Below are 23,748 nucleotides of genomic sequence, written 5' to 3'. Positions count from 1 at the left end.
CTGGAGAGCCCCTTGAAAAACGCCGATCCGATCTGGGACCACGTTGACCGCCATCGTGATGATTTTATCGCATTGTCTGACCGCGTCTTTGACACGCCCGAGACGCTTTACGCCGAGTACAAGTCCGTCGCTGAACATGTGCAGATGTTACGCGCTCAAGGTTTCAAGATAACAGAGAATGCAGCTGGCATTACTACGGCCGTGATTGGCGAGGCAGGAGACGAGGGTCCGGTGATCGCCATCCTCGGCGAGTTCGATGCGCTGCCATATCTGAGCCAAGCGCCAGGTGTGGCTGAACATCAGCCGATTGAAGAGGGCGGCAACGGGCATGGGTGTGGTCACAATCTGCTGGGCGCCGCCGCACTCTTGGCTGCCACGGCGGTGAAAGACTGGTTGGCCGAAAACGGCATCAAGGGCCGTGTGCGGTACTATGGCTGCCCCGCCGAAGAAGGGGGCGCGGCCAAGACGTACATGGTGCGCGAAGGACTGTTCGATGATGTCGACGCGGCCATCTCCTGGCATCCAGCAACCTTCACAGGCGTGAATGAGGCCAGATCGCTCGCGAACACCCGGATCGACTTCACTTTTCATGGAAAAGCCGCCCATGCTGCTGGCGCGCCTGAATTGGGCCGGTCCGCGCTTGATGCGGTTGAACTGATGAACATCGGTGTGAATTATCTGCGCGAGCACATGCCCGACAGCGCCCGGGTGCACTACGCCTATCTCGATGCAGGTGGCGTTGCGCCGAACGTGGTGCAAGCCAAGGCCACAGTGCGCCAGCTCGTCCGGGCCAGTTCGCTACCCGACCTCGCCGATCTGGTTACGCGCGTCCGAAAGATCGCGGACGGCGCGGCGCTGATGACAGGAACGCAAGTTACCAGCCAGGTCTTTTCCGGCGTCTCGAACCTGCTTGGCAATCGTCCTTTGGAAGAAACCATGCAGCACGAGCTAGAGAAACTCGGACCCGTCGCCTTTGACGAAACAGACCTCAGCTTTGCCCGCGAGATTCAGACTACATTGACCAAGGCTGACATCAACACGACCTTCAAGCGGATCGGTGCCAAGCCCAAAAAGGATCTCGCTCTATGCGACTTCATCGCAGCTCTTGATCGCCACAGCGATGGCGGCGAAGGCTCGACGGATGTTGGCGACGTGAGTTGGGCAGTCCCAACCGTTCAGGCACGAGTTGCCACCTGTGCTATAGGAACGCCGTTTCATACATGGCAAACAGTGGCACAAGGCAAGGCGCCCGCGGCTCACAAAGGCATGGTCTACGCAGCAAAAGCAATGGCCGCGACAGCGTGTCGACTGGTTGAGGATCCCTCGCGCATCGAAGCTGCACGCGCGACGCACCAAGACCATCTGGGCGAAACACCTTACACTTGTCCGATCCCGGACGACGTGCGTCCACCTGTCTGAGGTAAAACAACCTTGACCCGCGCCTCTGCTATAGACAACGCCGCCCAGTATTTCGACACCGGTCAATTTGCAACAGAACTTAGCGAACTGGTTGCCCATGAGACGGAGAGCCAGACACAGGAGAAAGCCGCGGAGCTTCCGCGCTACCTTGAGGAAGCCCTCGTTCCGCGCCTGCGCAGTATTGGGTTCTCCTGCGCAATCCACCCGAACCCTGTGCCGGATGCAGGTCCGATCCTTGTCGCTGAACGCATCGAGGACGACTCGAGCCCAACGATCCTGTCCTATGGGCATGGCGACGTGACCCGCGCGCAAACTGATCAGTGGCGAAACGGGCTTCACCCGTTTCGTCTCGTGGACGATGGTGATCGCCTCTTCGGACGCGGTACCGCTGACAACAAGGGACAGCACCTCATCAACTTAGCTGCGTTGAGCTCCGTCATCGACGCTCGTGGATCACTCGGCTTCAACATTCGGATCCTTGTTGAAATGGGTGAGGAGATGGGGTCGCCGGGGCTGTCGAATTTTTGCGCCACGCACAAAGAAAACCTTGCCGCGGATGTCCTGATCGCATCGGACGGACCACGCCTTCAGTCAGACACTCCGACGATGTTCATGGGTTCACGGGGCGGCTATTCGTTCGACCTCATTGTTGACCTTCGAGACGGTGCGCATCATTCCGGCAACTGGGGCGGTTTACTTGCCGACCCCGCGATGATCCTTGCACAAGCCCTCTCGACGATCACCGATGTGAGGGGCCAAATCCAAATACCAGAGTGGCGACCGACCAGCCTAACCGAAGAGATCCGGCATGCCCTGCGCAACTTGCCGGTAGGCGAAGATGGCGGTCCGAAGATTGACGAAGACTGGGGCGAGGAAAGTCTGACACCGGCCGAACGGGTCTTCGGCTGGAACAGTTTTGCGATCCTCGCGATGAAAAGCGGTGTCCCCGAAGCGCCGGTTAACGCGATCTCGGGATATGCCAAGGCCGCCTGCCAGCTCCGCTTCGTTGTTGGCACCGATCAATCCGGTATCCTGCCGGCCCTTCGTCGCCACCTTGATGCAAGAGGATTTGAGATCGTTAATATCAAACCTCATGACCGTGGATTCTTTGATGCGACGCGGACATCGCCGGATCATCCTTGGGTGTCGTTTGTCGCGCGTTCGCTGGAAGATACCTCCGGAAAGCAGCCACATATTCTGCCAAATCTCGCCGGTTCCCTACCCAATGAGGTCTTTTCCGATGTGCTCGGCCTCCCAACGGTTTGGGTGCCTCATTCCTATCGTGGCTGTTCGCAGCACGCGCCCAACGAACACGTGTTGAAGTCGGTGTCGCGTGATGCATTGCGGGCAATGGCCGGGCTTTTCTGGGATATTGGTGACCTTGCCAGGCCACTCTGACCGCGCGCCACAAAGGATTTCATCCATACCTGGATCGGGCGGGTATCGCACTCCCGACTGTAAATGACCGCTTTCACGGATTGCGGGAGTTGTTATCGCATATGCAGCGAACGTCTTCTTCCCGCTCGCTTGTGCCGAAAGCTATGTGTTGCAAATGGAGATAGCGATGGCTTAAGCCCCCTGCCCTCTAATAGCTTTGCGCATCTATTAAGTAGCCGCCCACAGGCTCGATAGAGGTGCCGCAAACATGTTGTCTGCAAAGGGTACAACCTGATCGTGGTCGTAGAGAACGAGCCCTTGAACAAATTTATCACCACACGCTTCTGCCAATTTGCGCATCCCGGAAAAGTCGCTGGAAGTAACCGTTGCAGACGACTTCACCTCGATCCCGACGATCTCTCCACGTCTGTTTTCCAGAACGATATCTACCTCGTTTCTGTCTTTGTCGCGGAAATGAGAAAACGTGCACCTTTGTTCGCTCCAGGTGGCAATCTTGCGCAATTCACTGAACACAAATGTTTCCAGGATCGACCCGAAGGGTGTCTTTTCCTTTTTGACAGTATCAGGGGTGACGTTGCGCATCGCTGCAAGAAGTCCTGCATCAAGAAAGTGCAGCTTGGGGGATTTGGTGAGGCGCTTCAGACGATTTGTGAACCACGGCTGCAAACTGTGCACGAGAAAAAGGCTTTCGAACACGCGCATGTATTTCTGGGTGGTCACATGATTCAACCCAACGGCGGCACCTAACCCCGAATAGTTGACCAGTTGACCGGAATGCTCCGCGAGAACTGCCAGTAGTTTCGGCATGATGGCGAGCTGTTCGATCTGGGCCACGTCGCGGACATCCCGCTGGACAATAGCGTCGACGTAATCGTGGTACCAATCCTGCTTTCGTCCCCATCTTTTCCGTCCAAGTGCCTCAGGATAGCCACCAGAAAGAACTGTCTCTACAAGGTCATCTCCGATGACCAGCTTGTCTACGACGGGGTTCTTTGCGTCAAACGCCCTGTCGATAAAGCCCGATTTTGTTTCAAGGATTTCTGTCTGGCTGAGGGGGAGGAGACGAACAATTTCCATTCGACCTGCAAGGGAGTCCGCGACCTTCGGTATGGTCATGAGATTGGCAGAACCGGTTAGCAGAAACCTCCCTGCCCTTCTGTCATCATCCACCGTTTTCTTAATTGCCAGTAGTAAGTCTGGTGCCCGCTGAATCTCGTCGATTACTGCCCGATCCAGTCCTCGTACAAAACCGACCGGATCATCGACAGCTGACTGCAAGACGGTCGCGTCATCCAATGTTAGAAAAGGAACCTTGTCGGAAGCGATGTCTGTGGCAAGCGTTGTCTTGCCAGACTGACGGGGTCCCGAGATAAGAACAACACGGGTGTCCGACAACGCCTCTTCAATTCTTGTTTTAGCGAATCTTGGATACATGCTTGAACCATCTCATTCTGACCGATTGAAAGTACGGTTACGACCAACTGAAAGTCAATGACCGACTAATTGAAAACCGCGATACTGAAGACTGAAAGCGCTGACTGAGTTTTGGTCGCCATAACAGGTGTACCTTTTTCATGGTATCTTTCAGTGGTCAGGACGAATTCTTATGAATACGAGCCTTTGGTGCCAACAGAGCTGTAGGTTTCATTTCACCACTGTCTAACTTCGCTAAAAGGGTAATCATGTAAGACACGTGAGACTGTATTTTCTCAGCGCGTTGGAAGATGTATCCCAAAACCATGAAACAAATAGCTGGGCCATGTGTCGACTTCATAGCATACCAGGTTTGTCCAAGTCGTAGATATGCAGCGATGTCGTCCATCAGACGATCACAATGTGCTTGATCCCGTGCAAAGCGTAGTTCGGAGCATAACCGTGGAAAACTGTGCTGCATTTGATCTGGGGAAACTTGAATCCGAGAGATTTTCTCTTTCTTAACTTCTGGATTCAATGAGTCCTCTTTGTGCCCCTCAATTTCAGTGTCATTGCCCCTCAAATTTTCTGTATCGGTTTGCGTAATCTCCGAGATTTCCACAGATATTTCAGACAGTAATTTGCTAAGTACGTTTGCGTCCGGTTTGCGGCGCAGAGCGTTGCGTACAGTCACCATCAGGTCTGAGATTGTGCTATCGTCTGCAACGAGTTCCCTGAGGTGAGCCAGGGCTGCCGAAACCTTGTCGCGGAGCACAGTGAATGGATGTGTCGCAAACTTCGATGTCCGATTGACGGGCACGCCGGATCTGGCGTTTGTTCCCGCCAAATAGTTTTCGAACAGGTTTAAGCATGATCTCCTTGAAAGGCTGTCACTTCCCCAAAGACGCAGTTTTGTACGCTGTGTTTTTCTATCTGCGGTACACAGTGTCGTATCGGGATTTGGAAGAAATCATGGCTGAACGAGGCGTGCAGGTGGACCACGCCACTCTCAATAGGTGGGTTGTTAAGTATTCACCGATGATCGCCGTGAACGCGCAATCGAAGAAGCGACCAACGCTGAGTTCCTGGCGCATGGACGAGACATACGTTCGTGTTCGCGGCAAATGGATGTACCTTTATCGGGCCGTCGACAAAGCTGGAAATACCCTTGATTTCATGCTGTCTGAGCGGAGGAACCGTCCAGCAGCAGCTAGTTTCTTTGCCAAAGCGCTGTCTTCTAATGGAATTCCAGAAAAGATCGTTATCGACAAAAGTGGAGCTAATGCGGCGGGCATTCGAGAAGTGAACAAAATCCTTAATCGGTTTGGCTGCACAACCAAAATCCAAACGGTCAGGTCCAAGTATTTGAACAACCTGATCGAGCAGGATCATAGGTTCATCAAGCGTCGCATACGGCACATGTGTGGGTTCAAATCGTTCAGATCCGCCTCGGCTACTCTGGACGGCATTGAGGTCGCCAACATGATCCGAAAGCAGCAATTCCCCAACACTACCACGTCGGGCTTTCGGCTGTTTGCCGAGATCGCAGGATAGGTGTGTCCGGTAGGTCGCTGACGCTGGCCGTTCTAAAAGTTTGCGACACATCCAATTCACAATGATCATTTATTCCACATTTTGATCATTACCTTGACAGTAGTAGAACTCGCCTCTGCGAACCAATCCAGTCAGCTCTTTGATTTGTTTGGCGACGAGATCGATCTATCCCGGTCTCGTCAAAGGGCTAGCCCAGATGGTTGCCAATCTGGTCGATCAGTTTTTGAGCCTCATCAACTGAAAATTCCCGCCCGCGTATCCTGAGGCGGAGTTCCCCAGATGTCACCTCGGCCTGAATTGTGCCGCCTGTGGGAAGGACAACCGGTGTCAATCGTTGCACCTGCTGCGGGCGCCCGCCTCGCGATTTAGCTTTTTCCGCGTCCGGCACGCCCTTGATCGCAGCTTCAAGCAGACCCCATTCGGATTTGGAATCCAACGGGCCGGCGCCAGCCAATGCCTGACGCAATCTGGTTTGTGCCCCGTCCCGCAATGCCGAAGCAAGCTTGAGCCCGGCCTTTTCTGACAACGACACGGGATGCTGCAGCAAATCCCCCAACGCTTCATGCACCATAGCAAAGCTACGGACCTTGGACCGTTTGGCTTTGGACGCTGCAGCAAAGAGCACATCGACAGCGGCCTCGGTTGAAGCAAAAACCCCCTGCCCCGCCGCCAGAACCGCGACGCGCCCGCGTTCATAAGGGCTGAGGTTCGAGCGCAGCTCATTCTCTTCCACCATCGAGACGTAAGCGCCCTGCCCTGTTCCAGCCTCACGGACAAATGCAGGAATCTCGATGAACCGAGCATCACTTTGGGACAGCCGCTTGAAGGCCTCCAGACGCCGATAGCCCGAGATCAGGCCAAAACTGTCACCGACCCGGCTCACCTCGATTGGCGTTCTCAAGCCGTGAACGCGCAGCGATTCCAACAGTTCCGCCATGGCTTCTTCGTCTTCAACCATCCGGTCACGGCGGATGAAATCCGGATCAATCTGATCCAGCGATATTTTTTCCGCAATCAAACCGGCGGTTTGTGCATCGCGCCATCTAGCTGCATCACCTTGGTCCTGGGCCAAAGCGACTCTGTCTGTCACGGACGCCATGCCACCCAAGGTAGCGGCCTCAGCCGCAACCTGAGCTATTGGAGGTGCGGACGAGCTTGCTTCAAACGGGCTGATCGACGGTTTCGCGGCGAAACCCGCTTCAAGCTGTTCGAGCTCTGTTGTGTCCGGTGCGGTCAGTCTTCTGCGTTTAGCCATCTGCCTCTCCTCCCATCTGAGCGTCGCGCCACCAGCAACCGATCAGAACCTCTTTGAATTCTGCGTAAGTCCGGTCAAACGTTTCCCGACCCCGAACATATGTGTCCCGGTTAAAATCACGGTAGTCGGCTTCGTAGATCCCATTCACCTGCTCACCAGCCTGCCCAACCAAAGCAGTATAGTCCTGCCGGTAGGCATTCATGAAATCCCCGAAATAGGCCTGAATTACGTTCGCCATGTCTGTTTGCTGACTGGCATCAAACCGGGTGATGATTGCGCGTACAACATCCCATTCGAACTTGAGCTCAGGCAAGCCAGCTGCGCGTTGTGCCGTGTTTTCACCATCCTCGATACTGGCGAAGGTCGTATAGAGCATGTCAAAGAACCGACCCGTTGAATCAAACTCCAGAAACGAAGCTCCAAGCGGAACCAGAAGGATATCTGCAGCAGCCAGTGCATTGATCGTAAGGTACCCAAGTGCAGGAGGCGTATCGAGAAAGACGATGTCATAATCGTTGAGGATACCTTCATCCTCGAGGAAATTGGTCAGGCCGTCCCACAAAGGCCAACTTCTCAGCCCCATCCTCCACACTGGGATCTGGAACTCGGCCCAGTAAAGGTTCAACTGCGCGCCTATCAGATCAATATTTGGCCAATGGGTGTTCTGAATTACATCGCCAGGGGTCGTTTTAAGCGCTTCTTGCAAGGTCTCATCCAATGGAATTTCAGGTTGACCTGCCGCATTGCGCACGCGGTTTTCCTCGTGTACCGCCCTAGCATAGTCCTTTGCGATCAAGGGGAACACAGTTTGCCATTCATCTGCGACGGAGCCGCCAAGGATCGACGTCATGGATCCTTGGCTGTCGAGGTCGATTACCAGAACTTTGTACCCGTCCAAGGCGGCGGACATGGCCAGATGGGCGGCGGTCGAGGTTTTTCCAACACCGCCTTTGAAATTTGCAACGGAAACAACCTTTGCCGGAAGCCCTTCAGGCCGGTAGGGAAGATACTCCTTCGTGCTGACGCCTTCAGCCGCAAAATGCTGGCGCAAGGTCAGGACCTCTTCCAAAGTGAACCATTTTGAACCAGCTTCTCCTTCGCCTTGAGGAAGATCAGGATTTGCTTTGAGGACACGGCGGAGATGCGCAGGTGCAACCGGAATTAGGTACTTAGTTATTTCCCAGATTGAAAACCTACGCAGCCGCTTTTCCCCATCAGGGGCATAACCTCGGCGGGCAAGATCCTCACGGCCTTTGGCGCAGAATGCCGCTGCTTTCGCGAATCGAGAGGTGCCTATAGGATCAGGTAACTTCCCGGCCGCTGTTGCGGGATCAAGATTCAGATATGGCGGTAGCGGAGGTTGGTTTGATTTGTTCACTGTCGTTGCCTCAGAAGATGTTCGCCTTAGCGGCGTATATTTAGGAATGTAGCGAACATTATCTTCTAAAGCTATCCTGCTATCGGAAGTTTTCCACAGTTTTTGCGCGCAAGGCTGGGTTTCGCCACGAAACTCTAGAAAATGAGAGAGCACGCCAACAAATAGTTTATTATTTATAGAGTCTTTAAGAGATTTAGATTAAGAATATGATAATTATAACAACAAGTTAGATCACATTAGGGACCCATTTACAGTTCCTGGGGTATCCGATTCCGGGATCAAAGGTGCCCAGATACGGGACCAAAGGAACCATTCGACAGGAACAAGGGCACCGATTCGCAGGGACGTGGATCTTCGACGCTATTAGACACTTACAAAGCCGTTTCCAGTACGTTCGATCCTGTCTGAGTCGTTCTTATGACGGGCTCGCGATGATAGGTCTGGGGATAAGTTTAGGTATATCTGTTTAGGGTACCCGTTTTCGGGATGAGCCTGATCCTGTATTTGGGCACCTAATAGAAGTTGATTGATAGGTACCTTTCATGGCAGAAATACAAAAAAGAGCAGTCAGGCAGAATCATGCCGGAAACACAAATAGACATGGATCACCTATCCGGAGCCTTGCGAAGGGAAACGGTGAAAAAGAACGTCGCCGCGATTCACATCAGCGGTAAGTTGACATTGCTTCAGCGAAAGCTGTCGAATGTCCTGCTTCTCAATGCCTATGATGCGCTGACATCTGCACAGACCCATACCATCGATGCACGAACTCTGGCGATGATGGTCGGCTATAACTCGAACGATTTTGATACCTTGCGTGCAAGCCTGCGCGCCCTGGCCGAGACTGTCGCTGAATGGGACATGTTGGATGAGCAGGGGCGTCAGGAATGGGGTGTTTCCTCTCTGCTGAGTTTTGCCAAGCTCAAGAATGGTGTTTGTGAATATGCCTACTCACCGGCGCTGGCGCAGAAGCTGTATGATCCCAAAATCTATGCGCTGATCAACGTTCAGATTCAGCGCAACTTTAGTTCTGGGCACGGATTGGCACTGTATGAAAACTGCTATCGCTTTGTGCGCATCGGGTCGACCGGTTGGTGGGCCTTGGACGTGTTTCGAAAGCTCATGGGGGTAGATGGCAGCGACTATTATACCAGCTTTAAACATCTCAACGCCAAGATCATCAAACCGGCGGTTGCCGAGGTGAACAAAAGCTCGGACATTCTGATCGAACCCGAATTCCAAAAGAAAGGCCGGACGGTCACCGATATTCGCTTTCGGATTAAGGGAAACCCGCAAAAGGCGATGTTCGAAATTGATGACAGCGACGGTGCTCGGAATATGCAGGTGTACACGAAGCTACGTGATCAAGGGGTCTCGGACCGTTTAGCCCGACAGTGGATTTCCGAACATGGTGAAGACTACGTCGCGCAGAAACTTGATTACGTAAGGCAAAAGGGCGGAGTGAAATCCACATTGGGCTATCTGTCGGCTGCATTGCGCGATGACTATCAGCCACCTGAACCGGAACAGCCAACGAAGCCCAGCCCCGAAGCACTGGAAGAAGCGCAGGCGAGGCAGGCCCAAGTGGCGGTTGAAGACAAAGCCTATGCCGAACGGGTAGCCGAGCGGGAGGAGCGGGCGCGGAAACTCTCGATCGTAGAAGAGCTGGTTTCGCGGCGAAACCCGACACAGAGGGACGCAGATAAAAGACTGTTTCTTGCCGGTCTAGACAACGACCTGGACCGCGAGCATTTCCGAGCGCATGCGTGGCGCTCGGGGCTGAACGCAACCGCAATCTTCGAATTCTGGCAAGAGCTAGAGCCAGACGCTTTCGACTGATCGCGGTAAGGGCAGGGGGGTGCATACCCTTTTGCAGATTATTGTTTTTTGAACGCAGATTTCAGTGCATCTGCAAGTGCCCCCTGCTGCGCATTATTGCCGTTTTTTGCGCGTTGTGTTTCTTTTTGTTTTGTATGGCTTTGCCGCGATTGGTCGCTGCTTTGAACGCGCTTTTGCCGGGTTTCAATGCCACCATCCTTGCGCATCGTCAGGCCGATGCGCTTTCGCGGCGCATCCACCTCGACGACCCGTACCTTAACTACCTGGCCGGTTTTGACGACATCATGGGGATCTTTGACAAACCGATCTGCCAGTTGGCTGATATGCACCAACCCGTCCTGATGAACACCGATATCAACAAAAGCGCCGAATGCCGCGACATTGGTAACTGTGCCCTCCAGGGTCATTCCAGGTTTCAAATCGCTGATCTCTTCCACGCCATCAGCGAACGAGGCAGTTTTGAAATGTGGCCGGGGATCACGACCGGGTTTTTCAAGCTCGGAGAATATGTCCTGAACCGTGGGCAGGCCAAAACTGTCGTTAACAAACTGTTCGGCGCGCAGGCCTTTCAGGGCACCTTCATCCCCCAGGATTTGCCGAATATCCAGCCCACATGCGGCGACAACGCGTCGGGCCACGGAATAAGCCTCGGGGTGCACGGAAGACGCATCAAGGGGCTCGGCCCCATCGCGTATTCTCAAAAAACCCGCGCATTGTTCGAACGCGCGGGGACCAAGGCGCGCCACCTTCAGCAACTCTGCACGAGATTGAAAGGCACCATTCATGTCGCGGTGCAGCACGATGGATTCTGCCAGCCCCGGGCCCAACCCGGACACATGCGACAGCAATGGGGCAGAAGCAGTATTCAGATCAACCCCGACAGCGTTCACAACGTCTTCAATGACAGATGCCAATGATTGCGAAAGCTTATATTGATCCACATCGTGCTGATATTGCCCGACCCCGATGGATTTGGGTTCGATCTTGACCAGTTCCGCCAAAGGGTCCTGTAAACGACGGGCGATTGAAACTGCGCCCCTAAGGGAAACATCCAGGTCAGGGAACTCTCGGGCGGCCAGTTCGGATGCGGAATAGACCGATGCTCCGGCTTCCGAGACCACGACTTTGGTGGGAGGAGTGACGGTTTTGGGCAAATCTCTGAGCGTGTCGCCGACCAGCTTTTCGGTTTCGCGGCTGGCTGTTCCGTTGCCGATTGCAACAAGCTCAATGCCGTGCTGGGCGATCAGGCGCAGGATTGTGGCCTGTGCGCCTCGAAGGTCATTCTTGGGTTGGAACGGGTAAATTGTTTCAGTTGCAACCACTTTGCCAGTTGCATCGACAACCGCTGCTTTGACACCTGTTCGTATTCCAGGGTCCAGCCCCAAGGTTGGGCGGGCGCCAGCTGGCGCAGAGAAAAGTAAGTCTTTGAGATTGCGAGAGAAAACAGAAATCGCCTCGTCCTGGGCACGGCTGCGGAGGTCGGCCATCAGGTCAACCATCATCGTCAGCGAGAGCTTTACCCTCCAGGTCCAACCGGCCACCTTGCGTAACCAAGTATCGGCAGTTGAATCCGTGCGGGTTAGCAGATGTGATGCGACGATCGCTTCCGCCCGAGCCGCGCCGGTCTCGGGGTCCGGCGCGATGTCCAATGTCACGATGCCCTCTTTTGACGCGCGAAGCATCGCCAAAGCCCGATGAGACGGCGTTTTGGCCCACAGCTCGGAGTGGTCGAAATAGTCACTGAATTTCGCGCCATCCTGTTGTTTGCCATCAATCACCTTCGATGTCAGCAGCGCCTCGCGCTGCATGAAGCTGCGCAGTTCGCCTAACAGGGTAGCGTTCTCGGTTAGTCGTTCGGTGACAATGTCGCGGGCACCGTTCAGGGCATCCTTGCTGGTCGGAACAGCCTCGGACAGGTAGGATTGGGCAAGGGTATCGGGATCGACAGACCGGTCTGCAAGAATTGCGTTAGCCAGAGGTTCCAACCCGTTCTCGCGTGCGATCATTGCCTTGGTGCGCCGCTTGGGTTTGTAGGGAAGGTAGATGTCTTCCAGCTGTGCTTTGGTGTCAGCCAGCGCAATGGATTTTGCAAGATCATCTGTCAGCTTGCCTTGATCCTTGATCGAATTCAGGATGGTTGTGCGCCGGGCGTCCAATTCGCGCAGATAGGTCAGGCGTTCTGACAGGGTGCGCAGTTGGGTATCGTCCAAACCGCCTGTCGCTTCTTTGCGGTAGCGCGCAACAAAGGGCACAGTCGCGCCTTCGTCCAGCAATTTTACTGCGGCCCCTACCTGATCGGGTCGGGCGTTGATCTCGGTGGCGATGGTGCGGGCGATGCGGTCCAATGGGGCCTCCTGACAGTCGTTCGGAGAGACTTCTTAGCCAGCTGCTTTGCTGAGGGGAAGGGGGCTAAATCTGTTGGGCCAACTCTTGCAGATCGTCATAGAGGGTTTTGGCAATCTCAACATATCCGCGTTCGATGTTGCGGGCCCGGGCGGCAAACCGGCGTTGCGATGGCAGGCGCGCGCCCTGATCGGTGATGTCAGCGAACAGGCGTTCTGCCCTTGCATCGTTCGGGTCTATTCGGCCACCGCTGAAATGCCCCGGATCGAAGGCCAGAAGGATTTCACCATGATAGGGGGCGCCGCCTGAGTTGCCGGCAAACTCCATGCTTTCCAGGCTGGTCAGGTCGTCGATCAGCGGACCGGCCAAGAGTTCGATCATGATGGACAGGGCCGAACCCTTGTAGCTGCCGAAGGTCAACATCGCACCCTCCATCGCAGCCTGCGGGTCGTTGGTTGGGTTGCCGTCCTTATCGATTGCTACGCCATCGGGTAGGGGCTTGCCTGCGCGGCGATAGAGTTCGATTTCGCCACGGGCAAAGGCGCTTGTTGCGAAGTCAAAGGTGAAGGGATCCTTGCCCTGTCGCGGCCAGCTGAATGCCAGCGGGTTGGTGCCCAACGAACCGCGGGTGCCGCCGGCTGGGGCAACCCAGGAATGGCTTGGTACCATCGCCATCGCCGCAAGGCCGGCAGCAGATAGCCGCTCCACTTCGGGCCAGAGCGCAGAGAAATGAAAACAGCGATTGATGGCCATGGCTGCAATACCAAGGGTTCGGGTTTTCTCGATCAGAATTGGAAGTGCCTCATGAAATGCCAGCAGGGACATACCTCCGCGAGCATCGACCCGAACGATGGCGTTATCCGATTGGGTAATGGCTGGCGCGACATTTCCGTCAATCTTGCCTGCCTTCATGGTGTCATTGCACATGAACAGTCGGAACAGGCCGTGCGACTGGCAATCATCAATTTGACAGGTGACCAGCATATCCGCGATGGCCGCTGCATGGTCCGGCCCGTATCCGGATCCGGACAGAATGGTCAGGCTTAGGTTTCGTATCTCATCCAGTGTCAGCTTGACCGCTTCGCTCATCTGCCATGTCTCCCATTGCGTTGGCAGAAGAAGGCATAGCTTGGTCTGGCTGGCAAGGAGAACCCTTGGCAATTTGCCATTCATTTATGGTTAATACCGTATTGGATTGGTCTAATAATGCAATATGTGAATAAGTTAACAGAAGTTCCCAGACCTTTTGTACTCAATCGAAAGTTGTGGTGGCGGCTCAGCGACTCAAGTTGATTTTTCAGATCAGCAGAGGTCGCACTCTGCGTGGCGCCCTACAAAATTTTCAGAAGTTTTTTTGGATGGGGAATTTTATGCACAGTCCTTATGATCGTGACCGAGTGATCTGCTTGGAGTTTACACCGCGCCTATTGTCCGAATTTCGCAGCATAGTTGAAAGGTCTATGGGATACCGCGTGTCGAACGATGCAGAAAGCACAGGCATTTCTCACCATGAAAAAGCAATCGTTGTACGTCAGTGCCTGAAGCGTTTTGTGCCGGCCAATGCCCCAAAACCTGCCGGGTCGCATAAGCGCCAGCACAGTTTTGCACTGATCAACCTGGGTTTGTCGACGGCGCGTGCCGAAGTATATTCGCAAGGATACAGCGACTATATTGCCTATCCATTTGTCACCAGCGAAATCCAGCACAGATTCAGTGCGGCGCGAGCATTGATGAAACAGAATGTCTCTGCCGAGTACTTTTCAAAAGATACGTTGGTCAATGCTGCTTGTAATTTCCTTTCTACCGAGCCCGAATTTACAGGCGGCATTGACGCCTTGGCGCAAGTGGTCGGGTCAAACCGGAACACCTTGTCCAAGCGGTTCAAGGAAGAGTTCGGCGTTGGCCCCATGGCTTGGTTTCGGCGCTACAGGTTGAACTATGCAGCGGCCCTGGTTCTTGAGGGGCAGCACAGCATTCAGGACATCGCCTTCAAGGTTGGCTACGAGGATGCGAATAACTTTTCGACCGCGTTCAAACGGGAATTCGACGTCTCGCCGTCAGAGTATCGGCGCTATCGCAATTCGATGAACTAAGCATCACCCAAAACACGTCCTGGATGAGCATGCTCCTGCGCGCGCGAGGCTGGCCAAAGTGCGCACCGGTTACCGCGGGCAGGGGTCTAACAGTGCAAAGATCAAAGGAAATGATGATTCCTGCAAAGATCGAATTACAGAGTTCTCAGCTAGCATTGATTCACGATTTCGTCGTTCTCGACAAGAACCGCTAATGGAAGGAATCTGAAATTGGTTACCGAAAATATTCAACTCAGATTGGTCAATCACTCGGATGATGCCAATAATTCATCGATCGTTATTTTCCAGCAAAACGTGGCCGAAGATTTCGGCGAACTCGCTATCGCGTGGAAAGTCATCAAAAACCTGGGGCGGCTGGATTATCACCCCTTCAAATACCCGCTGAAGTTTCAGGTTTCGGCCTCGGACAGCTATGGGAACTATACGCCGCAGATGACGGCCTATGACGGTCAGGCCTATGAAATGGTCAAAGACACCAGCGGAGATATTTTGCGCCTGGCCAAAACCCCGGCAACGTCGCCGAATGAGGTCGAGCTGCGCAACAATCTGACCATGGGATCGATCAACGCGAATATCTATCGCGAAGGCAAACTTCTGGCCGCCAAGACCAACCTTGCGCCGGGGCAGAAGGGCGTCTTTCAGTTCCACCCGACCATCTATATCGGCGTGGTGTCGCAGATCGAAGAGGGCCAGGTCATGGACTCGGCGATCATCAGTCAGATCAACACCGAGATCAATCTGTTCGGCATCCAAAGCGCTGATATCGTGATGTCGGGCGGCGGGCCTGGCAAAAACTCTACCCCCTTCGATTTCCAGCTGGCAAACATCAATGCGTAAACGCGCCCTGCGGCGAGTCACGCGCCGCAGGATGCACACCGCTTGACGGAGCTATGGAAAGAGGAGGTGTGTCATGACCAAAACTGCCGACACAACAATCGCCCTAAAACGCAAACGGTCTGAGGGCGACGAAGACAGCGATCAGAAGGCTGCCGCTGATACCCCGACGCCGGTAAAGCCCGCGAATCCCAAAAAGCCGGATTCGAAACCCAAGGATGACGCGGACAAGAAAGACAGTTTGAAGCCCATCAAACAGGTTTGGCAATCTGGCGATTTCCATAAGACCGGGCGCAACAAGCCCCCCTATAACGGGCTTCAGATTTCGGTTCAGTACAAGGTGGACGATGCCGGGAAATTTGAGGACGTGGCCGTCACCTTCACGGATTTTACATATTCCAAGGACGGGGTCTCATCCGAAATTCAGGCTCTGGCGGTCAGTGATGGCTGGGTTGAGGTTCCCAAACCCGCCAAACCCAAGCCCAGCAAAGACGCCAAGGCGTCACCGTCCAAGGGCGATAAGGGTAAAACAGATTTCACAGTGGTCGGCCACGTCAAAATCAGTGGCGAGCCGGATGGAAAGTTCTTGAGGTTGCGTCTGAAATCCGGCCTGGAGCCGGGGTTTCAACAGCTTGGTTTTATCATGAGGCTGTCGCCGCCGCCGTCGAGTTCATAACACAGATTCGTCAGGGTGGCGCGATGACAACCCAACTCGTATTTGAGAACCGATCATTAAACCCCAATGTGCGCAGGGTTGGCCTGTTCTGGGACTGTTTGGATCACGACCAGCACATTAGGCCGTTAACCTGGCAGGTTGTTCTGCAATGCCCGTATCGCTGGTACCGAAGCTTTCAGATTGACCTGACCCTGTCGGTCAGGTTCGTCAACCGCGAGGGCAATATTTCACCCGATGTTCTGGTGGATCGCAAAGTTGTCTGTGGCGAGGCAACGATCGAACCCCGGCGCAAAGGCGACGGGATTGACCTGACCATCACGGTTCCAAAAGGGCATCGGTTGCACAAGGTGCAGGTCGTGCGCTGCGGCTTTCCCCTGACCGAAACCCGCCTGCCTTTGCAGGGAGAATGCGTGCTCCGGGCTCCGGACCGGCTGAACTTTGCGGCCGATATGACAACGCGGCAGGGTTTTCGGATCGACCGCCGGGAAATAGGTCCGGGTGTGGCCAGTTTTGATCTGCACCATGTCCAGGCGATGCGCGTCGCCATGTATGGCGGCACGCCGGGTCCGAAGTCCGATCCAATCAATTTTTTTGGTTACGACATTCAATATTCATGACGCCCCAAGCGGGCGAAACTTTGGAGGAGTGAATTGATGGCTTACAGACGTACATCCGGAATTCTGACCGACGGCGGTGCTGATCCCAAGCTTGAGGCGGACTATATTGTTGCCGCCGCCATCGTAGGTCATTCGATCGAACAGATACGCGCCAATGTCGATGTGCAGTTTTCAATGGAACCTTCTGACGAGATGCCCAGGCCCGACAAATGGTCCCGCGAATGGGATCAGCTTCAGCAAGCCGCCCAGAAAATCGGACAGCTGGCCGCTTTGGAAATCGACATGCAGGGCCATTCGGTCAGGGCAGGGACGGCCGTCGATCATAAAACCGGCGCTGTGATCGTTGGGGTTTATGGTTTGGCCGGGCATGAGCCTCCGACCGAGGGCGATATCCGCCACCCCGAACACCACCTCAGTGACAAGGGGCAGGTGCTATATGATGAGATCAAGCAAAGGGATCGCGATCCCGCTTATCAGTATATCGGGCTGGGGGCCTATACCGGGTTTGTCGATAACGGAAATGTCGAAGGCGACACCGATCCGGTCGGTCCGATGCCAAGCGCGCGGTTCCATATCCCTGATCTGGATGCGGGCGATCATGACGACAATATTTTCGAGGGATGGTATCCTCGGTGGTTGCCGCCCGAGGAATCTGCCCTGTGGAACCCGCGCGTTCGTCGCGATACCGATGACCATGACTGCGTTGGTTGGGGCATCATTGGCGGCGATCTGGCGCAGGATGCTCCGAAGGAAGAGGAACCCGATCACGGGGCGACAAACCGGTCGGACCAGATCACCAATATTATGCGCTTTGATCAGGGTATGAATTTCGTCGATGAAAGCGGGGACGAAGGCGTTAAGGGCTATACCCACGGTATGATCCAGGCGATCTACAAGGCCTATCATCTGGGCCCGCATTGCACGCCTTATGAAATTACGGTTGGTGACTGTACCACCAAGCTGGCCTCGTGTTTTGGCTGTACGATGTTCATGACCGCCAATGGCTATCCGCCCACCTCGACCCATCTGGGGCGCGCCGAAAGCTGGGTGCCACTTTACGAGCCGTACAAGCCGTCGACCTCACCTAAAACCGAGCGGATCGTGATCAACGACCTGAACGCCAGCTTTGCTGCCTATTGCGACAAGGTTCTGCGTACTGGGATGCGCGCGCTGAGCGTCGACAATATCGCGGATGCCTATGACCACTGCCCGGCTGCGCTGGAGCATGTTCTGGGCGGGCATTATTCTGCGGATAACCGGGTTGCAGTCTCTCTGTTTCTGGATGCTCTGACTGTTCATGACCGCGAGCTGAGCCGCGTCCGTCGCGTATTGGGTTTGGACTAAGTCACCAACAGCCCGAATTAACATATCGGAGGAGAAGACACATGGCCTTTCAGGTTTATGCACTCGTACATACCCGCTCTGGTCGGTTTCTGATGTTTCGTCGACCTATCTTGACCTTTTTCCAGCGCGGAAATGGGGGTCGAATTTTCCCCGAAGGTCAGAAACTGCAGGGCGGCGGGCGCTATGCTCTGCCATATGCTCAGGTTGATCCTGAAATCGCGATTGAGCTTTGGGAGGATGATAATTTTATTGCCGAAGCCGGGCAGCAAATTCTGATTGATTGTTGCGGTGCGCTGATCGAGTTTCTTCCCCCAGAAGCGGCAGACAAGGGGCCTTTTTCAATCGAGGGTGAGCATGAGATATTGCTCGCCCCGGCGACCGAAGTCGTGACCCGTTTCGATGAAGATGGCACGCGATCCGCAGTTTATTTCGCCGAAGTGTCCGACGCGGATCTGGACCGCATTCGCGACTATATGGTTGAGGTGTTGGCCGAGGCTCGCGCGGCGATGTTGGCCGTGATTCAGGACAACCTGTATGAATACTCCGAGATCGAGGCATTCTTTCCGCACGCGCCTTTTGACAATATCCATACCGGTGTTGATGTCTGGCAACTGGATATCGAGCGTCTGGAAATCAGTGGCCTGAAATCCAGCAAGCTGACCAAGGGTTCACTGCAGGCGATCAGCGAGCTTGAGGTCGTGTTGGCGGTGGAAGACGCTTAACGGGCATGACCAGCCAGGACCCTAAACTCATTTGGATGGATGCGCCGTTCGAGGATCTGCGTAACCAGTTGGTGGCCAATTTCGAAACCCATCCGCATGGTGCCGATCCCCCGGAATTCGTGACCGTCCAGTTCTTTTTCACCAAGACACCGGGCAAGGCCGTGCGCGGCCCTGTTCTGAGGTACAAGGAAAGAACGCCGCTGAATGTGCTGTTCGAAACCGGTGAGCGGTTGACCGGTACCCTGACCTGGCAAAGCGGGTTGAGTACGCCGTTGTCTCAGCAGGTCCTTGGGGCTTTGGCTCTGCAAGAACCCGAGACCGGTCGTGTCTGGCGCTTTCAGGGTTTCATGTCTGAATTTGGCAAGCCAAGCCATATTCCATCGCCCGATTCCGGAGCAGGGGGCGGGGCCGATGATGGTGGGAACTCTGGCACCGGGCAAAACGGTTCCGGTGGACATGACGGGCATGACCCAGATCAGCCAAGCCACACTCACGGTGGTGATGGTGACAATTCATTTAGCGATGACCCGGATTCTGACGGGCTGAGCCCGGTCACTCAGGGCGCTAACCTGCGCTGGGATGAGCTGTTCCCCTTCATCTATATGAAACATTGGCCGTCGATAGCGCCGGGCGCGCTGGATGCGGGTTTCATGGAGGTTCCGCAAAAGATCCTGGCGAACAGCGTGTTCCTGCAAAGCCTTGTTTCAAAATCCGGGGACAGGTCAGGGCAGGAGGCTTTGGCGGTTACTTACGTGGATCCAAGCTCGAACACTGACAAGACACCAGGTGGGGATAGTTCGCCCCATCCGGCATCGGATGCGAGGCAATCCGGCAAGGCTCAGCTTGCGGCCGAACCGGACAAACCCGAGGGGTTCATCTCCTCGATTGAAACGCTTGGCCCGCCATTCAGCTCATATCCTAAACTGTGGCCGGCTCTGCGAGAGCTGCCGGAATATTCGCTGGCCCAGATCACAGATCTGATCAAGGCCCGTCTGGGCGGATGGGCCGCATTCAAGGTTCTGGCAAATGCACCGGATGCGCAAAAGGAACTGGTCCGCATCTGGGAAAGCATCGTTGCGTTGAACCTTCTGGCTGGTTGGCAAAAAGACGAACTTGCAGTTCTGATTCAGGTGTTGACTACCCATCACGTTCTAACCCGTGCGCTGGCTGCAACCGAAGGAGGGCAGGCCAGTTTGATGACCGATCCGGTCACCGGGCAACAGATCAAAGCTTGGATGCATGCGACGCTGGTTTTGCCTGGCTCCATATTCGAGCCGAAAAAGCCTGCGCCGGTTGCGGCAAAGGATACAGATCATCAGATCCCTTTGAAATTGACAAAGCCCGGCTGGGTGCGCGCCTATTCATACGGGCTTGCCCGTTCGATCCGGTATCAGCCACTTGGGTATGAATTGGGCGACGTGCAGCGTATCGAAAATGTCCTGCGCGGTGAAATGCGCGAGACGCGAAACCGGAGGTTGCAGCGCCGCGAAAGCCATGAGGCACATTCCGATGTGACCACCAAAATTGCACGGCGGGACGAGGATACCTCGGTCTCGGACCTAATCAACCAGGTGCAAAAGACGTTGGCCGACCATGTCTCGACCACGCATGTCAACTCTTACGACACCCAGTACGGAATGCCGACAGATGGCAATAAGATGAGTGTTACCGGGAATTGGTGGGTGCAAGAGCAGCCAGCCGGAGGCTTTGCGAAAAACGACCTGAAATTTGCTCGCGACATCGTCGAGAAAACGGTGCGAAACCTGTCACGCGAAATGCGCCATACGCGCGAGTTATCCGAAGTTGAAGAAACCGAATACTCGGATGTGACGCGCTTTGACAATCGGCGGAACGGCACGGATATCCGCGGCATCTATCGTTGGGTGAACAGAAGCTTTCGCTTGCGCACGAAAAGTCTGGGCGAGGTTTTGATTTTTGAGATCATGGTTCCCAGCCCGGGTGAGAATCTTGTCCGGCATATTCGCCGGTCCTGGCAGCTTGATCTGCGTCCACCGAAATCTCCAGGTGAGTTTGGGATAAGCGGGTTTCAGGATTTGACCGACGAGGCTGGCAAGACAGACGATGGCAAGGTCTTTTACCTTGATGCGTTTCAGGAATTCGGCGTGGAAGAGACCCGTATGGCCCCGCCATTCAAGCTTGTGGTCAGTCAAACGGTGCAAAGCCATACGCCAGTGGCCGAAGGCGCCGTTCTGATACCCAGAGGCTTTGAGCCCATCAACGCAACAGCAACGGTGATGAGTGTCGGAACCCCCGCAGAAACCCATGTCATCGTGGGGTCGGTCGCCCTGCAACCTCAGCAAGCGGGGGGCAAATCCGCCCCGCCCGGTTCAAACGGTCATGCGGACAAGTCACCGCAGCCACTGCGCCTGCCTGTCAGCCAAGCCTCGGGCGCGCAGGTGCTGAGCGCCCAGCTGGATAAAGGGTTCGGAACCGGAACCTCTCCGGCGGATGAAGGCCATCCGCTTGGGTTCACCATTCTGTGCAGCCTCAAGCAAACCGCAGCCACACAATCGTCCGAGCCCAACTCTCCGCCGGATATGCCGGTTCCGGATCCTGCACCAATGCATTTGCAATCCGAATTGACCGGTTTCTTTGCGGCAACTCTTGAAGTGACGTGCCAACGGTCGGCGCAGACTTATTCCGATTGGCAATTCGAAACCTATAGGCTGATCAAGGAAGCGTATGCGCGGCAGCTAGAGGGATATCGTCGCAAACTGGAACAACAGGTGGCTGCGATTGAGGCTCAGAACCCTGCGTTCCTGAACAAGGCGGTGACGACGGAAATCCTGTCTGCGGCCCAGGAGCAAATCTTGACCCTCAGCGGGTCCGAGAAAGATGCCGTGGCCCCGGATTATGCCAAGCCGCGTATCCGGCACTATCTGCAACAAACGGTCGGGTGGTCCGACATCGCCACATTCATGGATATTGAAGACGAAGTCAGCGATCTGACAGGCGACCCCGCGGATCTTGCCCTGCGCGAGACCGTACCCGACCTGCGGTTCCGGGATTTTCTGCGCGCTGACCGTGTGCGCATTCTGGCACCGGTCGACAGAAAGCACGCGCGCAGTTTCCTGTATTTCCTGCGCACCGGTCGGATCTGGCCGGATGCAGACCATCTTGCCCCTTGCTTGCCCGAAGACGCCGAGATTGTGGCCCGGATTAAATCGGAACATACACAAGACGATGAAGGCAATGCGCAATCCTGGACGGTTCAGGTGCCCACGCATATGTGCATGCTGAGTGCGGATAGTGATCTGCCAGGTCAGGCGGATTCAGAATGAGACCGCCAGGCTTTCCGACCCCGCCCCGACCAAATGCTCCTGGCGGACCGCTTGAGCCGCAACAAGGCTGGGGTCCGTCTCCGGGCCGAGTATTGGGGATGCCAGTTGGCGCGGTGATCGCTTTTTCCGGGGAGCTTCTGGGACAATCCAAAAAGCTAGCGGGCGGGACGACTGATCTGCAACATTATGGCTGGAAGGTTTGCGACGGCTCACCTCTGTTGATTTCCGCCTATCCGGAATTGTTTGCCGCCATCGGATATCTGTTTGGTAAAGGCAAGGACGGAGAGTTTCGACTGCCTGATTACCAGGGCTATTTTCTGCGCGGCGTAGACCCCGGCGGGAAAGTCGATAAGGATCAGGACCAGAGGTACCGAACCGACAAAAAGAACCAGAAATATGACGGGGTAGGGTCGCTGCAACTGTCTGCGCTCCAGCAACACCAACATGTGCTGGAACAAAGCGACAGCACGGTTTCAAACGGAGTGTTAGGCCCGGAACCGGTTATCGCCCCCACACCCCAATCCAATTCGGGCAACGTCGTTAAAGGGTCGGCCCTGACCAGCGAGACCGAGACCCGCGCAATCAACATCTCGGTCTATTGGCTGATCAAATGTCGGTTGGATGCGGTGTTATGACAGATAGAAAAGGCCGATCTGATGGCATGTAGGCTGGGCAAAATTGTAAGGTCGTTTCGCAAACCATCGGGTCAGATTCCCAAAGCGGCGCCAGATAAGGCGCAGGCAAAAGGGATAGATGTCAGTGATCATCAGCGGGATATCAACTGGCCGCAAGTCGCAGCCTCGGGTGTTTCTTTTGCGCTGATAAAGGCGACCGAAAGCGTCAGCATCAAGGATGCGTATTTTCAGCCAAATGTACTGGGCGCGAATGAGGTGGGTATCCTGTGCGGCGCCTATCACCTGCTTCACATCAGCCACCCGGCCAAGCCACAGGTCACGAATTTTGTCGATGCAGTGCAGGCGGTTCTTTCGAAAGGCCCGGTTGGAAAATCCGGCCTTCTGCACCTGCCATTTACACTCGATCTTGAAGGCGTCCCGACGGCACAGGGGGCCGCCTATCGAAGCCTCGCGCTGGAATGGCTTACCAGCGTTCATAGGGCTTTCGGAACGGTGCCAATGGTATATGCCAATCTGAACACCTGGGAGACCGAGCTGACCTCGGGTTTCGGGAACTACCCGGTCTGGCTGGCAGAATACGCAGCCAGACCCGCACCGGATGCGCCGCAATGGGAGTTTTGGCAGCATTCTACGAACGAGCGAGTGTTCGGTATTGCCCCAGAGGTTGATTTGGACGTGTATTGCGGATCGGTTCAGCAACTGAAGGCGCAGTACGGGGTGCAAAGTCGAAACTTATAATTGTCACAGTTCGATTCACCAAAATGTTCAGTTGCTAACTTGGGAATACCCAAAAAACGGTAGTGCAACTCCGCAAAGAATTTGAGTGATCCCGTTGAGCAGCCTCATCTGACTGGTTCAATTTGATTGTTAGTGCATCATTGGCCTGTGATCCATTGAGATGATGGTTTCGGGAGCTGACGGGCGGC

General features: G+C 54.9%; 19 protein-coding genes. 13 read left to right on the top strand and 6 right to left on the bottom strand.

What is annotated here, in order from left to right; genetic code table 11:
• Positions 1-12: 12 nt before the first annotated feature.
• Complete coding sequence (locus tag FN806_RS19680) at positions 13-1,419, top strand: amidohydrolase (protein WP_142640316.1); 1,407 nt, start codon at positions 13-15, stop codon at positions 1,417-1,419.
• Positions 1,420-1,431: 12 nt separating this feature from the next.
• A complete protein-coding gene (locus FN806_RS19675; RefSeq protein ID WP_142640315.1) occupies positions 1,432-2,817 on the top strand; it encodes a M20 family metallopeptidase in 1,386 nt (461 codons plus the stop codon).
• Positions 2,818-3,024: 207 nt separating this feature from the next.
• On the opposite strand, the gene FN806_RS19670 is transcribed toward FN806_RS19675, so the two are convergent.
• Together FN806_RS19670 and FN806_RS19665 are read right to left on the bottom strand one after the other, a co-directional pair.
• Complete coding sequence (locus FN806_RS19670; protein ID WP_142640314.1) at positions 3,025-4,251, bottom strand: ATP-binding protein; 1,227 nt, start codon at positions 4,249-4,251, stop codon at positions 3,025-3,027.
• 157 nt (positions 4,252-4,408) lie between these two features.
• Positions 4,409-5,005 carry a hypothetical protein gene (locus FN806_RS19665; RefSeq protein ID WP_221929506.1) on the bottom strand — a complete coding sequence of 199 codons (597 nt, stop codon included), beginning with the start codon at positions 5,003-5,005 and terminating at the stop codon, positions 4,409-4,411.
• A gap of 95 nt (positions 5,006-5,100) precedes the next feature.
• Between FN806_RS19665 and FN806_RS19660 the strand changes: the two genes are divergently transcribed.
• Positions 5,101-5,784, top strand: a complete 684-nt coding sequence (locus tag FN806_RS19660; RefSeq protein WP_142640313.1) for an IS6 family transposase — start codon at positions 5,101-5,103, stop codon at positions 5,782-5,784.
• Between the two features lie 187 nt (positions 5,785-5,971).
• Here the strand turns inward: FN806_RS19660 and FN806_RS19655 are convergent, their stop codons facing one another.
• Both FN806_RS19655 and FN806_RS19650 read right to left on the bottom strand, forming a co-directional pair.
• Positions 5,972-7,039, bottom strand: a complete 1,068-nt coding sequence (locus FN806_RS19655) for a ParB/RepB/Spo0J family partition protein (protein WP_142640312.1) — start codon at positions 7,037-7,039, stop codon at positions 5,972-5,974.
• Positions 7,032-8,417, bottom strand: coding sequence for an AAA family ATPase (locus FN806_RS19650; RefSeq protein ID WP_142640311.1), 1,386 nt, complete (start codon positions 8,415-8,417; stop codon positions 7,032-7,034). The genes FN806_RS19655 and FN806_RS19650 overlap by 8 nt, the downstream gene beginning before the upstream one ends.
• A gap of 579 nt (positions 8,418-8,996) precedes the next feature.
• Between FN806_RS19650 and FN806_RS19645 the strand changes: the two genes are divergently transcribed.
• Positions 8,997-10,256 (top strand): replication initiation protein, encoded by a 1,260-nt coding sequence (locus FN806_RS19645; RefSeq protein ID WP_142640310.1) that lies wholly within the window; start codon positions 8,997-8,999, stop codon positions 10,254-10,256.
• Between the two features lie 38 nt (positions 10,257-10,294).
• On the opposite strand, the gene FN806_RS19640 is transcribed toward FN806_RS19645, so the two are convergent.
• Together FN806_RS19640 and FN806_RS19635 are read right to left on the bottom strand one after the other, a co-directional pair.
• A complete protein-coding gene (locus FN806_RS19640) occupies positions 10,295-12,601 on the bottom strand; it encodes a Tex family protein (RefSeq protein WP_142640309.1) in 2,307 nt (768 codons plus the stop codon).
• Positions 12,602-12,665: 64 nt separating this feature from the next.
• Entirely contained in the window at positions 12,666-13,688 is a 1,023-nt protein-coding gene (locus FN806_RS19635; RefSeq protein WP_142640308.1) for an Ldh family oxidoreductase, read from the bottom strand.
• 383 nt (positions 13,689-14,071) lie between these two features.
• Here FN806_RS19635 and FN806_RS20605 point away from each other — a divergent pair, with 383 nt between their 5' ends.
• From FN806_RS20605 to FN806_RS19590, 9 genes are all read left to right on the top strand, one after another.
• Positions 14,072-14,692 (top strand): helix-turn-helix transcriptional regulator, encoded by a 621-nt coding sequence (locus FN806_RS20605; RefSeq protein ID WP_221929505.1) that lies wholly within the window; start codon positions 14,072-14,074, stop codon positions 14,690-14,692.
• A gap of 210 nt (positions 14,693-14,902) precedes the next feature.
• A complete protein-coding gene (locus FN806_RS19625) occupies positions 14,903-15,529 on the top strand; it encodes a hypothetical protein (protein WP_142640307.1) in 627 nt (208 codons plus the stop codon).
• A gap of 73 nt (positions 15,530-15,602) precedes the next feature.
• Positions 15,603-16,202, top strand: coding sequence for a hypothetical protein (locus FN806_RS19620; RefSeq protein WP_142640306.1), 600 nt, complete (start codon positions 15,603-15,605; stop codon positions 16,200-16,202).
• A gap of 23 nt (positions 16,203-16,225) precedes the next feature.
• Positions 16,226-16,819, top strand: a complete 594-nt coding sequence (locus tag FN806_RS19615) for a hypothetical protein (protein WP_142640305.1) — start codon at positions 16,226-16,228, stop codon at positions 16,817-16,819.
• A gap of 36 nt (positions 16,820-16,855) precedes the next feature.
• Positions 16,856-18,163: a hypothetical protein gene (locus FN806_RS19610; protein ID WP_142640304.1), complete on the top strand. Its 1,308-nt coding sequence runs from the start codon at positions 16,856-16,858 to the stop codon at positions 18,161-18,163.
• Between the two features lie 41 nt (positions 18,164-18,204).
• Positions 18,205-18,885: a hypothetical protein gene (locus tag FN806_RS19605; protein ID WP_142640303.1), complete on the top strand. Its 681-nt coding sequence runs from the start codon at positions 18,205-18,207 to the stop codon at positions 18,883-18,885.
• Between the two features lie 5 nt (positions 18,886-18,890).
• Complete coding sequence (locus FN806_RS19600; protein WP_142640302.1) at positions 18,891-22,187, top strand: hypothetical protein; 3,297 nt, start codon at positions 18,891-18,893, stop codon at positions 22,185-22,187.
• Positions 22,184-22,822, top strand: a complete 639-nt coding sequence (locus FN806_RS19595; RefSeq protein ID WP_142640300.1) for a tail fiber protein — start codon at positions 22,184-22,186, stop codon at positions 22,820-22,822. The genes FN806_RS19600 and FN806_RS19595 overlap by 4 nt, the downstream gene beginning before the upstream one ends.
• 21 nt (positions 22,823-22,843) lie before the next feature.
• On the top strand, positions 22,844-23,560 hold the full coding sequence (locus FN806_RS19590) for a glycoside hydrolase family 25 protein (protein ID WP_142640298.1): 717 nt from the start codon (positions 22,844-22,846) through the stop codon (positions 23,558-23,560).
• Positions 23,561-23,748: the final 188 nt, after the last annotated feature.

It is taken from the genome of Ruegeria faecimaris (assembly GCF_900182615.1).
In the GTDB taxonomy this organism is placed as follows: domain Bacteria; phylum Pseudomonadota; class Alphaproteobacteria; order Rhodobacterales; family Rhodobacteraceae; genus Ruegeria; species Ruegeria faecimaris.
Note: the sequence above shows the minus strand (reverse complement) of the source record. Positions and strands in the feature narration are given on the sequence as shown.

What these genes read in the sequence shown, in the direction of transcription:
- FN806_RS19590 (WP_142640298.1), top strand. Translation starts at nt 22,844, where the DNA reads ATGGCATGTAGGCTGGGCAAAATTGTAAGGTCGTTTCGCAAACCATCG.
- FN806_RS19610 (WP_142640304.1), top strand. Translation starts at nt 16,856, where the DNA reads ATGGCTTACAGACGTACATCCGGAATTCTGACCGACGGCGGTGCTGAT.
- FN806_RS19595 (WP_142640300.1), top strand. Translation starts at nt 22,184, where the DNA reads ATGAGACCGCCAGGCTTTCCGACCCCGCCCCGACCAAATGCTCCTGGC.
- FN806_RS19660 (WP_142640313.1), top strand. Translation starts at nt 5,101, where the DNA reads ATGATCTCCTTGAAAGGCTGTCACTTCCCCAAAGACGCAGTTTTGTAC.
- FN806_RS19670 (WP_142640314.1), bottom strand. Translation starts at nt 4,251, where the DNA reads ATGTATCCAAGATTCGCTAAAACAAGAATTGAAGAGGCGTTGTCGGAC.
- FN806_RS19655 (WP_142640312.1), bottom strand. Translation starts at nt 7,039, where the DNA reads ATGGCTAAACGCAGAAGACTGACCGCACCGGACACAACAGAGCTCGAA.
- FN806_RS19620 (WP_142640306.1), top strand. Translation starts at nt 15,603, where the DNA reads ATGACCAAAACTGCCGACACAACAATCGCCCTAAAACGCAAACGGTCT.
- FN806_RS19600 (WP_142640302.1), top strand. Translation starts at nt 18,891, where the DNA reads ATGACCAGCCAGGACCCTAAACTCATTTGGATGGATGCGCCGTTCGAG.
- FN806_RS19605 (WP_142640303.1), top strand. Translation starts at nt 18,205, where the DNA reads ATGGCCTTTCAGGTTTATGCACTCGTACATACCCGCTCTGGTCGGTTT.
- FN806_RS19635 (WP_142640308.1), bottom strand. Translation starts at nt 13,688, where the DNA reads ATGAGCGAAGCGGTCAAGCTGACACTGGATGAGATACGAAACCTAAGC.
- FN806_RS19615 (WP_142640305.1), top strand. Translation starts at nt 16,226, where the DNA reads ATGACAACCCAACTCGTATTTGAGAACCGATCATTAAACCCCAATGTG.
- FN806_RS19645 (WP_142640310.1), top strand. Translation starts at nt 8,997, where the DNA reads ATGCCGGAAACACAAATAGACATGGATCACCTATCCGGAGCCTTGCGA.